We start from the raw sequence: 12,240 nt of genomic DNA, 5'->3' as shown, positions 1-12,240 counted from the left end.
AAACCGCTCTCTCGGTGGTAACGCGGAAGTGCTCCGGTGGTACCCCGCTCTTCGGGTGGTAACCGCGGCAGGCTCAGGTGGCAATGGCGGGATGGGCCCCACCCCGGACCGCCCCGCTTCCCCCGCTACAGCACTTTCGACAGGAAGTCCTGCGTCCTAGGTTCCTTCGGGTTGTCGAAGAGCTGCGCGGGCGGCCCGGTCTCAACGACCTTGCCTTCCGCCATGAACACCACGCGGTCGGCGACCTCGCGCGCGAAGCCCATCTCGTGCGTCACGAGCACCATGGTCATGCCGGATGCGGCCAGGTCACGGATCACCTGCAGCACCTCCCCCACCATCTCGGGGTCGAGCGCCGAGGTGGCCTCGTCGAAGAGCATGATCTCAGGGCTCATCGCGAGCGCCCGGGCAATCGCCACGCGCTGCTTCTGTCCACCGGAAAGCTGCGCGGGACGCTGCTCAACTTTGTCGCCGAGGCCCACACGCTCAAGCAGTTCCTTACCGCGCTTCTTCGCCTCGGCACCACCGAGCTTCCCGGTCTCGCGCGGTGCAAGCGTCACGTTCTCGAGCGCGGTCTTGTGCGGGAAGAGGTTGAAGTGCTGGAACACCATGCCCACGCGCTGTCGAACCTTGTCGAGCGTCTTGCCCTTTGCCGTGGCGATGTTTTCGCCGACGATAAAGACCTCGCCCTTGGTCACATCCTCGAGCCGATTGAGGCAACGAAGCAGCGTGGATTTACCGGAACCGGATGGCCCGATCACCGCTACGACTTCGCCGTTCTTGACTCGCATGTCGATGCCCTTGAGCACCTCGTTGCTACCGAAGCTCTTGTAGAGGTCGTTCACGACGATCGGGTCGCCGTCAGTCACTTTTACCGGCTCGGTAAATACGGATTCATTGGTTGTCATTGTGATCCCTACTTATTGAACTTGCGGTCGAACCAGTTGGAGAGCAGCGTCAGCAGGTAGATCACGATGAAGTAGATCGCACCAACCACGAGCCAGATCTCGAAGGACCGGAATGTGGATGCGATGACGATGCGGCCCTGGTAGGTCAGTTCGGCGAAGCCGAGGACTGACAGGAGCGAGGTGTCCTTCAGGGTAATGATGAGCTGGTTGATGAGGTTGGGGGTCATGATCTTGAACGCCTGCGGCATCACGACCTTGTTCATGGATGAGCCCCAGCTCATACCGAGCGAGCGCGAGGCTTCCATCTGCCCCGGGTCCACCGATTGCACGCCACCGCGAACGATCTCAGTGATGTACGCACCGGCGTTGAGCGAGAGTGTAATCACACCGGCGGTGAGCGCATCCAGCGGTTGACCGGTGATTGCCGGAACACCGAAGTAGAAGAAGAACGCCTGCACCAGCACTGGCGTGCCGCGGAAGATATTCACGTAGGCACCCGCGAGCCCGCGGAGAAGGATGTTCCCCGAGAGCTTCATGATGCCGAAGAGAATACCGAGGATCATCGCGAACACGAGCGAGAGCCCGGTCGCGAGCAGCGTCAGCCCAAGACCGTACATGAGCGACGGGAAGGCCGTCACCACGAGGTCGAAGAAGGATGTGCCGCCTCCCTCTTCGTCTTCGATCGCGAGGTAGCGGTCGAGGATCTGCTGGTAGGCGCCCGACTCCTGCGCGTTCGCGAGGCCCGCGTTGAACATTTCGAGCAGTTCCGCGTTCTCGCCCTTGTTTACGGCGAATCCGTAGTCGGAACCGGGCTCGGGTTCGGTCACGAGCTTAAGCGGCACGTTCCCGGATGCGATGCCGTACTGGAGCACCGGCGAGTCTTCAAAGGTTGCGGCCGAGTTCCCTGCAGACACGTCGTTGTACATGTCTGCGGAGTCTTGGAACGCATTGATTTCGAAGCCGTATTCGTCTGCGATCGACTCGGCGAATTCATACCCGGTGGTGCCGGTCTTCACCGCGACGGTTTCGCCCTCGAGGTCTTCGTAGCCGGCGATATCGCTCTCCACAGCGACGGCCATCTGGGTGCCCGATTCGAAGTACGGGTCGGAGTAGTCGAAGACTTCCTTGCGTTCTTCGGTGATACCCATTCCGGCGATTACGCCGTTGGCCTGTCCGGACTGTACTGCTTGCAGCGCGGCGTCGAATCCGAGGGTTTGAATCTCGATTTCGAAGCCTTGGTTCGCGGCGATGGCCTGGATGAGGTCCATGTCGATACCGACGTTGTTCCCGCCTTCTTGGAAGACGAAGGGCGCGAACGTGGTGTCGGTTGCGATGATGAACGAGCCGTTTTCGACCGGAGTGTCGGTGGCGAAGTTCTCGTTCTCGGGCAGCGAGCCGGGCTCACCCGGCTCGAGCTGGTTGTTGCCGAGTGCTGCCTGTCCGTTACCGATGGTGCCGGCTTCTGGGGAGTCTTCACCGAGGTAGTCGTCGAGGATCGCCTGGTAGGTGCCGTCCTCAATGAGGTTCGCGAGGCCCTCGTTGAATGCCTCGCGCAGTTCGGCATTCTCGCCCTTCTTGACGCCCATGCCGTAGCTCGACGCCTTTTCTTGCGGGGTGACTGTTTTCAGGTCGACGTTGCCGGTCGCGATACCGTACGCAAGGATCGGATAGTCATCGAAGACCGCGACCGAACCACCCGAGGTGACGTCGGAGTAGGCGTCTGCCGCATCCTGGAAACCGGTGACGGTGAAGCCGTGTTCTTCCGCGAGGGATTCCGCAAAGGCGTAGCCCTCGGTACCGGTTTTCGCGGAGACGGTCAGGCCCGCGAGGTCGGCATAAGACTGGATGGATTCGTCGTCGGTGGCGACGGCCATCTGAATTCCCGAATCAAAGTAAGGATTCGAGAAATCGAAGATTTCTTTTCGCTCTTCGGTGATGGACATGCCCGCCATTACGGCGTCGGCTTGTCCGGCCTGGACCGCGGCAAGGGCGCCATCAAACCCGAGGACGTCGATTTGGACGCTGAAGCCCTGGTCTTCGGCCACGGCGTTGATGAGGTCGATGTCGATTCCGCGCAACTCACCGTCGCGCTCGAATTCGAAGGGTGCCCAGGTCGTGTCGGTGGCGATCGTGAAGGTTTCGCCCTCAACGGCGCTCGCCGCCGATGATTCATTCTCGGACGATCCCGCCAGGGCCTTGGCCGCTCCAGTCGCACCTCCGATCGTGAGCAATAGGATGAGCAGGACTGCGAAGCTCGATAGGAGCGTCGCTCTGTTTGCCCGCCACCAATTCGCAGATTGGGATATGAATGCCATGGGATTCCTCTAGTCGTCGCTGACCTTTTGCTGACTTCTTTCAGAGTGCTTAATGAGGCACAGATCTTTAATGTACGTGCCTGGCAGCATTTCCCTCGCCCGATCAGGGGTGCGTTCCCGATTGCGGGTCGAATTGTTATGCGAGTGGATGCGGTGGGTCGCGTCAATGCGTTGCGGAGATTATCACTATGACACCGTCGCATGATGCAGCAGACACAGCCACCGAAGGGGACACAGACACAGACACATCTACCGATTGGGGCGCAGGGAAGAACGATGTCGGTTTATTAGAGGACATCTGCTCGCCTCAAACCCCAATTGGGATTTTCGCCACCCGTGCTTCGGTCGTTTCCCAGCTCTCCACACTTCCAGCTCGCCAACGACCGCTGAAACGCGGCACTTCTGCCGATTGGGGTGCAGGGAAGAACGATGTCGGCCTATTGGAGGACATCTATCCACCCCAGACCCCATTTTTTCCCCGTGACTTTGGTAACTGCAGTTGCCAAAAGATTAGGTGCTACTAGCATTACTACTGTGGAGGTCAAAGACAGTGCACGAAAGCACGGCGTCACCGATTCCGACATCTTTCACGCAGTCAATAACGCAGTATTCGTGCACTACTTCGATGACTATCAGATGGTTGTCGACCCTTCCAGGAATGGGCAGATACTTGAAGTGGCTGTCAACTCCAATGGCCAGATCTTTCATGCGATGAAAGCAAGATCCAGATTTTACAGAAACAGGTGAGGACTTGCGCCCTGACGAAGAACTGCTCAACGAGATCGAAAATAGCAACGATGGAGACGGGCCTGACCCCGTCTTCACAGCTGGTCCCGCACTCGCCGCGGTCGCGGCGGCAAGCCTTCGGGTAAAAGCAGCCGAAAGCGATCTTGATGCCGCAGTTGCGGCCGCCCGCGAGAGTGGCCAGACCTGGCAGGCAATTGGCGAAGTGCTCGGGATGACGCGTCAAGGGGCTCTGAAACGCTTCCGGCCTGCTGCCTAACTATGACCGATTGAGCCGCCACGGCGGTTGTACGAGTCGGAGGATCGCCCCATTAAAACTTGGTCACGCGTCTACAGGGTTAAACCCAAACCACTCATTCGTGACCAAGATTTCCATTGTTCAGCGGATGCACCGCCTTTCTCTCCAAGCACCGGCCCAAGCACCGGCCCAAGCACCGGCCCAAGCGCCGTGCCCAGCCATTTCTTCGGCTGGAAATACGTGCGTTTCTACCGATTGGGGCGCAGGAAGCGACGATGTCTGATTATTAGGGGACTTCTTCTCACCTCAGACCCCAATCGGGATTTTTTGCCGCGGGTGCATGGATGGGGCGGTGCATGGATAGGGCGGTGTACCGGTATGCGGATGCGCCAGCGCACGGAAGCGCAGGAACGCAGAAGCGCAGAAGTTCACGACACCTGCGGATCATAGATTGGAAGGACTCGAGACACCGCTCGGGTAGTCGCAATTGGAGGAGTTTTCAATGAAGGCATGGATGTTTCACACCACCCACCAGCCATTTGAGCGCACCGATATCCCGGAGCCGACCGCTGGCCCCGGCAACGTCGTGGTGGACGTCAAGGCCGCAGGCCTGTGCCACTCAGACGTCGGCATCACCGAGGACGAGACCTGGCTCGCGATTATGAACACACCGGTCGTGCCCGGGCACGAGACCGCTGGCGTGATCAGCGAGGTTGGCGAGGGCGTCACCGACTGGCAAGTCGGCGACAAGGTCGCGGTCTGGCCAATGATCGGCCCACTCGGCTACGGCATCAACGGCGGCTGGGAAGAGCGAACTGAAGTCAGCGCCGAAGCGCTCGTGCGCATCCCCGAGGGTGTTTCCTTCGCACAGGCCGCTGCCGCAACGGATGCTGGAATGACCTCCGTAGGCGCGCTCACCGCTGGTGGTGTCAAGTCAGGCCAGAAGGTTGGCATCATCGGCTTCGGTGGCCTCGGCCAAATTGGTGCGCGCATCGCTCACCTCGAAGGCGCAGAGGTCTACGTCGCTGAGATCAACGAAGCAGTGTGGGACCGGGCGAAGGAAGCCGGTGCCGTCAAGGTTGCGAAGGACATCAGCGAGTTCAAGGAAGACGAACTCGACGTCATCATCGACTACGCAGGCTTCGGCACCACCACAGCCGCCGCGATTGAAACAGTCCGCCGCGAAGGCGTGGTCGTCCAGGTCGGTATGGGCAAGCTTGAAGCGACCATCAGCACCAACGCCCTGATCCTCGGAAAGGTTTCGCTGATCGGTTCCAACGGTGGTTCGAAGGAAGACATCGCCGGCGTCATGAAGTGGCTCGCTACCGGCGATGTGAACCCCGTGCTCACCGAGATCGACTTCGAGCAGATCGCCGAAGGCGTGCAGATGCTCCAGGACGGCACAGCTAATGGCCGACTCGTAGCGAAGGTTGCGGACTAACCAACCAGCCCGCACCCGCAGGCCGAAAATTGCCTCGCATCCTGATCTGGATGCGAGGCAATTTCGTTCAACAAGGATCAGCGGCGGGCGCTCTCCTGGACCAGCGGGAATACCGGCGAACCTTCCAGCACCGTGCCCACAACCTGGATGTCAGCGACTTCTTCAGGTGCAGCGGCACTCGGATCGCCACTCAGCACCGTGAAGTCCGCCCGCGCACCGGCGCGAAGCACGCCACGATCCGAATACCCCGCTGACTCGGCGGCGATACGCGTATAGCCGTCAAGCACCGCATCCCCGTCAAGCGTCTGTTCGGCAAGCACGGCCCCCTCATCCGGCGCATCGTTGCGATACCCTAGCCGCGCATCCGCCATGATGTGAAGCGGTTCGTGCGGTGCGATCGGCCAGTCAGAGCCGAGCGACAGCACCGCGCCGGCGCGCTTCATATCGGCGAGGCGCCAGCCCCAGTTCACACGCTCATCGCCGAGTCGGCGCGACCAATTGTCGGTGCGGTCGGCGCGCACAAAGTGCGTGCAATGCGTGGGCTGCATGCTCACATTGAGGCCGTGTTTGCCGATGAATTCAACAGTTTCGAGCGGCACCGCCTCGAGGTGCTCGATCCGGTGCAACTTCCGCTCAGCAACGGGCAGCGCCACAATCGCCTCGGCAACGTGACGTACGGCTTCGTCACCGATCGCATGCGTGAATGTCGGGATGCCGCGGCTCGAGAAATAGCGTAGGGCCGCCGAATACTGCTCCGGGTCGGTCCACGCGGAGTGCGTCGATTCCCCTTGCGAGTCGGGCGACGCGAGCCAGGATGTGCCGTTGTCGATTGTGCCGTCGAGGAAGAACTTGATACCCGCGATCTGCCAGCGCCGTCCGCCGTTGCCGATTCGCGAAGCAAGCGCCGCCCAGTCCGACTCGTCGGTGTCGGGCACGCACCACGGATTGCCGTGCAACCACATCGGCAAGTCCGCGGCACGTTCGATTTCGTGCAGGATCTCCTCTGCGTTCTCGTTCATGTCCATGACGACGCCGCCGGTGAGTCCGCTTCGCGCCATTCCGCGCAGCACCTCGAGGGTGCGTTCGGCGTCTCGCTCGAGAGGTTCGGCCGGCATGGCGTGCATCACGAGGTCGATCGCGTCGATTTCGACGAGCCAGCCATTCGGCCGCCCGTCCGAGCCCGCGGCGACCTGTCCCCCGCTCGGGTACCGAATCGGTTCGGTGATCTGCGCGGCATCGAGCGCCACTTGATTCACGAGCGCCGAATGTGCGTCAAACATCCGCACAAATACGGGCCGGTCAGGTACCGCGCGGGTCAAAGCCTCGCCCGAGGGTGACTCGCCGTCGAAGACCGTGGGGTCGAGTCCCCATCCGCGCACCCATTCGCCGGCAGGGGTGCGCGCCGCTTCTTCGGCGATTCGGGATGCGACATCAGCCACGTCTTTGCAGGTCGCCAGATCGACGCCCACGGCAAACTTCGCGCCCATGACCGGGTGGATGTGTGAGTCAATCAAGCCGGGGACGATCACGGTCGAACCGAGGTCGACGACCTTCGCTCCCGCATCCCACCAGGTTTGGACCTCGGCTTCTCCGCCAAGCGCGAGCACTTTGCCGTCGCGCACCGCGACTGCGGTTGCGGCGTCGGACGCGGTTGCGGTTTCGGATGCAGTCGCGGTTGCAGCGTCTGTGCCTGCCGCATTGGTCGCATCCGCGCCGGCGCCGTCACCAACCGCCCCGGTCCGTACTGCCCGCGCGCGGTACACCACATCCGGCGCGAGCTCGGTGCCGGCGACCCGCGCATCCATCTCACTAGAGTGCGTGTGCTGAGGCATCGGTGCCGATCCTTTCGTAGATGGCGGGGCGGAACTTCCGCAAGAACAGCGCGTACAGCACGCCGAGCACGAATACCGCCGGGATGATCAGCACGAGCACGACGTTGAGCATGCCGGTCGCGCCGGTCATGAGGTCCATATTGGTGAGGGTGAGGTAGACGGCGCCGAACAGCAGCAGTGTCGCCACGGTTGCGATCGGCACGACCCACGGGTTCGTGTTCGCGGAGCGATTCCGCAGGAGGTAGACCACGGCGGCGAGCGACACGAAGGCTTGCAGCGCGATGATCCCGATGACGCCCGGCGCGTTGAGCCAGATCATGAGATTCGCGTACGGATCCGCGCCCGCGAGTGCGAAACCGACCACGACGAGCACCGCGAAGATCGACTGCGCCGCGCCGGCGCGGTGGGGCGATCCGTGCTTGGGGTGCGCGACGCCGAAGTATCGCGGCAGCACGCCATCCTGCGCGAGCATGAAGGTGTAGCGGTTGATCGCGTTGTGGAAGGCGATCTGCATCGCGTAGAGGCTCAAGAGCAGCAGCACCGACATCACGATGCCCGACCACGGTCCAACGTATTCGCTGGCCGCGATGAAGAAGAGGTCGGTGATGTTCTCTCCCGCCATCGCTTGGACGTCGGCGGAACCGAAGGCGAGCACGATGGTCCAGGTGACGAAGGCGTAGAACACGCCGAGGAAGATGACCGAGATGTAGGTCGCACGCGGGATGGTGCGGCCGGGGTTCTTTGCTTCCGAGCGATAGAGCACGGTGGATTCGAAGCCCACGAAGGCGCCGAAGCAGACTCCCATGATCGCGAGCGTTCCGGGGTTGAAGAGGTTCGCGGGTGCGAAGGACGAGAATTCGATGCCCGCGGCGCCACCTTGGAAGAGCACCGCGAGTGCGACGATGAGCAGGATGAGCACCTCGGCCGAGATGATCACGGCGAGCACCTTCGCGCCAACATCCACGCCTCGATAACCGAGCACGTACACGAGCCCGATCATGAGGACCGCGTAGATGGCCCAGTGCATTTCGAAGCCGGTCATATTCGCGATGAAGCTCTGCAGCTGGATCGCGAAGAGCCCGTAAATACCGATTTGGATCATGTTATACGCGACCACCGACAGCACCGCAGAGACGAGTCCGGTCGTGCGACCGAGTGCACGGGTGATGTACGTGTAGAACCCGCCTTCCACGCGCACGTGCTTCGCCATCGCCATGAATCCCACGGCGAAGAGGATGAGCACGATGCCCGCGGTGAGGTAGCCGAGCGGGGCGGCGTTCCCGGCAACGGCGATGCCGAGTGGTGCGATGCCGGCCATGACCGACAGCGGTGCGGCGGCCGAGAGCACGAAGAAGACGATGCCCGAGGTGCCGAGCGCGTTCTGCTTGAGCCCGGTGGTTTCGGTGCCGGGCCCGCCAGCCGGTTTGGTCGAGCCGGTGGCAGCCGGTGCGCCCGCCAGTGCGGTCGACGACGCGTCGGCGGTGGATGCGTACCCGGGATTCGAGGTCGAGTTGCCTTGCGGCGGTGAAGAGGTCATGTGCGCTACTTCCATCGTTGGAGGTTTGTTCGGGATCCCCACACTGGGATCAACTATTCGAAAGGCTTTCGATTAAGTATGGTGTGAGCAAGGAAATCGCGCAAGCGAACGCGTCACACTTTGTGAGGAGGCCGTATGGCCAGGCCAGGAACCCCGCTCTTGTCGGTCGCGAAGATCGTGACGGCCACGCTGGAGATCATCGACAAAGATGGCGATTTCTCGTTCCCGAAGATCGCGCGGAAGCTCGGGGTAAGCCAGTCTTCGGTACACCATCACGTCGGCAGCCGCGCCGAGCTCATCGAACTCTTGCGCGCACACATCGGCGAAGGCGATCTCGAGCAAATCGACCTCACTGCCCCGTGGGATCACCGCATTGAGCAGATCATCCGCCTGTATCGCGCGAACTTTGCCCGGCATCCGAAACTCGCGCCACTGCTCTCGGCGACGACCGTGCAGCATCCCGACGTGCTCGAAATTTACGAGGCAATGGCGGATGCGCTGCTCGAGGGCGGCTTTCGGCCCGCGAATGTGCTTTCGGCGGTGAGCCTGATCGACTCCTTCTCGATCGGTTCCGCACTCGAGCTCACCGCGCCCGCGGTCGCGTGGAGCGCGAACCCCACCGAGAACCCGAAGCTGCACCAAGCACTCGATGCCGCCGCATCCCCGGAAGAGCGCGCCGAAACGGCCTTCAAGTTGGGACTTGAGACGCTCATGCTCGGGCTCCGCGCGCAAGCATCACGAGAACGGGCTGGACAAAGCAATAGTTCATAGACAAAACTATGTGGATAACAGACGACGCAGTCACATCCGACAAGGAAGTCCGAGGAGTTCACATGACGATTGTCATCGCAGGCGCCGGTATCGGCGGCTTGGTTACCGCCCTCAGCCTCGAAGCGGCGGGGTTCCGCGAGATTGAGATTTACGAACGCAGCTCGCAGATCCGCGGTCTCGGGGTGGGCCTGAACCTGCTCCCCCACGCCATGCGCGAGCTCACTGAGCTCGGCATCGATGCGCGGGTTGCGGCGCTCGGCGTCGCGCCGAGCACGCTCTCGTACTACAACCGCCAGGGCCAGCACATTTGGAGTGAGCCCCGCGGACTCGCCGCCGGATACCAGTGGCCGCAGTGCTCGGTGCACCGCGGCAAACTGCAGCTCACCCTGCTCGAGGCGGTTGAAGAGCGACTCGGCAACGTCGTGCGCCTCGGCCACAAGTTCCTCGACCGCACCGAGACCGAGACCGGCGTCACCGCACGCTTCGAAACACAAGACGGCATTGTCGAGGCGACCGGCGACGTGCTGATCGGTGCCGACGGCATCCACTCAGCACTGCGCCGCCAGCTCTTCCCGAACGACGGCGAACCGGTGTGGAGCGGGCTCACGCTTTGGCGTGGCACCGCGGTGATTCCGGCTTTCCTCGATGGCGCCACCATGATCATGGCGGGCGATGACGAGCAGAAGTTTGTCGCCTATCCGCTCGAGCCCGCGGGTGAAGACGGCCGGATGCGCGTGAATTTCATCGCGGAAAAGCGCGTCGGCGGGTCTGGCGATGCCGACTGGAACCGCGCGATCGACCCGGCGCCGATTGTCGAGTTGTTCCGCGATTGGCAATACGACTGGCTTGACGTGCCGAGTACGATCGCGGCGGCCGACGAGATTCTCGAATATCCGATGGTGGACCGCAATGCCTTGCCGCAGTGGAGCTTCGGCCGCACGACCCTCCTCGGGGACGCCGCGCACGCGATGTACCCGAACGGTTCGAACGGCGGGTCGCAGGCGATTCTGGATGCGCGGACGCTCGCGTTCCGGCTCGCGACCGAGTCGTCGGTTAAGGATGCACTGGCTGCCTACGACGCCGACCGTCGCCCGGCGACGGCGACGCTGCTTGAAATGACGCGACAGACCGGTCCGGAGCGGGTCATGGTGATTGCGCGCGAGCGGGCTCCCGAGGGTTTCGAGCACGTGCACGAGGTGATCTCGGCAGCGGAACTCGAGCAGATCGCGGCGGACTACAAGCGCGCTGCCGGGTTCCACCCCGACTCGCTCAATGCGCGGTCTTCGCTTACCCCGCCGGCGGCGGCGTCGGCAACCGCGGCATCGGCATCGGCATCGGCATCGGCATCGGCATCGGCGGGCAGTCAAGCAGCCAGCGGCACCGCATCCGCCACGAGCGCATAGCCCCGTGAGCGCCAACCTCAATGGTTCACGCTTAGCCGCGATCATTTCGCCACTTCGCCGGGCCCTGCTATCAGCGGCACGTCGTCGTGAGGGGCTACCGGATCTGTCGGAAGCACAGATCGAGGTGGTTCGCGCGCTGCCGAATGGCACGGTTTCGAGCCCCGGCGAGCTCGCGAAGACTCTGTCGATGGAGCGATCCACCATCAGTAATCTCCTGCGCGTCATGGAACGCGATGGCCTGATCGTTCGGCGACAAAGCGCTCAGGATCGTCGCGGCGTTGAAGTCCTCGCTTCGGCGCAGGCGCTCGATATTTTTGCCCGCTTCGACGCGGCGAGTAGCGCGATCCTTGAAGAGTCTGCAACGCAGCTCAGCACACAGGAGGTCGGTGCCCTCGATGCCGCGATCCCGGCGCTTGAGAAACTCCACGAGATCCTCGGTAGCAACACCGGCCTCGCGAGCACCGGAACGAACACCCACGCCGACAGCAGCATCAGCAAGAACCCCAGCACCCAAAACCAACACAGTTAAGGAACTTCCAGCATGACCACTCCAAGCATCCCCACCCTCACCCCCGCTTTCGAGGTCGAGGTCGAACTCGGCCCGCTCGACGAATATGGCGTGACCCGCGCCGGAAAGCGCCGCATCATCCCGATTCTCGGTGGCAAAATCACCGGCGAAATCGACGCAGAAGTGTTGCCCGGTGGCGCCGATTGGCAGATTGCGCGCCCCGATGGCGCCTTCGAAATCGACGGCCGCTACTCCGCTCGTACCGCAGATGGCGAGCTCGTCTACATCCAGGTGGCTGGCGTCCGTAGCGGCCCCGCCGAGGTACTCGCGGCGCTCGGCCGCGGCGAACAGGTCGACCCGAGCGAGTACTACTTCCGCACCGCAGTCACGATCGAAGCGAGTGCACCGCGCCTCGCACACCTTCAGGATGCGATCTACGTCGCCTCATGCATCCGCGAAGCCAACGCCGTTCGGTACACGGCGTACCGCGTCAACTAGGTCGTGTCCTGTAAGTGTTGTTGATGGTGGGCGTGTCCGCTTTTAATC

At 62.4% G+C, this 12,240-nt stretch carries 10 protein-coding genes; 6 read left to right on the top strand and 4 right to left on the bottom strand.

The annotated features are described in order from the left end of the window. Positions 1-125: 125 nt before the first annotated feature. Together ACTHXA_RS12280 and ACTHXA_RS12275 are read right to left on the bottom strand one after the other, a co-directional pair. On the bottom strand, positions 126-905 hold the full coding sequence (locus ACTHXA_RS12280) for an amino acid ABC transporter ATP-binding protein (RefSeq protein ID WP_441672777.1): 780 nt from the start codon (positions 903-905) through the stop codon (positions 126-128). Positions 906-913: 8 nt separating this feature from the next. Beyond that, complete coding sequence (locus ACTHXA_RS12275) at positions 914-3,220, bottom strand: ABC transporter substrate-binding protein/permease (RefSeq protein WP_441672775.1); 2,307 nt, start codon at positions 3,218-3,220, stop codon at positions 914-916. Between the two features lie 751 nt (positions 3,221-3,971). Between ACTHXA_RS12275 and ACTHXA_RS12270 the strand changes: the two genes are divergently transcribed. Both ACTHXA_RS12270 and ACTHXA_RS12265 read left to right on the top strand, forming a co-directional pair. Then, positions 3,972-4,223 carry a hypothetical protein gene (locus ACTHXA_RS12270; RefSeq protein WP_441672773.1) on the top strand — a complete coding sequence of 84 codons (252 nt, stop codon included), beginning with the start codon at positions 3,972-3,974 and terminating at the stop codon, positions 4,221-4,223. 481 nt (positions 4,224-4,704) lie between these two features. Further along, positions 4,705-5,643 (top strand): zinc-binding dehydrogenase, encoded by a 939-nt coding sequence (locus ACTHXA_RS12265; RefSeq protein ID WP_441672771.1) that lies wholly within the window; start codon positions 4,705-4,707, stop codon positions 5,641-5,643. A 77-nt stretch (positions 5,644-5,720) separates the two neighbouring features. Here the strand turns inward: ACTHXA_RS12265 and ACTHXA_RS12260 are convergent, their stop codons facing one another. Together ACTHXA_RS12260 and ACTHXA_RS12255 are read right to left on the bottom strand one after the other, a co-directional pair. Beyond that, positions 5,721-7,475, bottom strand: a complete 1,755-nt coding sequence (locus ACTHXA_RS12260; RefSeq protein WP_441672769.1) for an amidohydrolase — start codon at positions 7,473-7,475, stop codon at positions 5,721-5,723. Then, positions 7,453-9,012: an APC family permease gene (locus ACTHXA_RS12255; RefSeq protein ID WP_441672767.1), complete on the bottom strand. Its 1,560-nt coding sequence runs from the start codon at positions 9,010-9,012 to the stop codon at positions 7,453-7,455. Before ACTHXA_RS12255 ends, ACTHXA_RS12260 begins: the two co-directional genes overlap by 23 nt. 135 nt (positions 9,013-9,147) lie before the next feature. Here ACTHXA_RS12255 and ACTHXA_RS12250 point away from each other — a divergent pair, with 135 nt between their 5' ends. The 4 genes from ACTHXA_RS12250 (at position 9,148) to ACTHXA_RS12235 (ending at position 12,192) form a co-directional block, all read left to right on the top strand. Next, complete coding sequence (locus ACTHXA_RS12250; protein ID WP_441672765.1) at positions 9,148-9,783, top strand: TetR/AcrR family transcriptional regulator; 636 nt, start codon at positions 9,148-9,150, stop codon at positions 9,781-9,783. Positions 9,784-9,845: 62 nt separating this feature from the next. Beyond that, a complete protein-coding gene (locus ACTHXA_RS12245; protein ID WP_441672763.1) occupies positions 9,846-11,186 on the top strand; it encodes a flavin-dependent oxidoreductase in 1,341 nt (446 codons plus the stop codon). 4 nt (positions 11,187-11,190) lie between these two features. After that, complete coding sequence (locus ACTHXA_RS12240; RefSeq protein ID WP_441672761.1) at positions 11,191-11,715, top strand: MarR family winged helix-turn-helix transcriptional regulator; 525 nt, start codon at positions 11,191-11,193, stop codon at positions 11,713-11,715. Positions 11,716-11,727: 12 nt separating this feature from the next. After that, entirely contained in the window at positions 11,728-12,192 is a 465-nt protein-coding gene (locus tag ACTHXA_RS12235; RefSeq protein ID WP_441672759.1) for a DUF3237 domain-containing protein, read from the top strand. Positions 12,193-12,240 lie beyond the last annotated feature (48 nt).

This window comes from Gulosibacter sp., from assembly GCF_052090685.1.
Taxonomy (GTDB): Bacteria; Actinomycetota; Actinomycetes; order Actinomycetales; family Microbacteriaceae; genus Gulosibacter.
The sequence above is the reverse complement of the archived record's forward strand: the minus strand, read 5'-3'. Positions and strand labels throughout refer to the sequence as shown.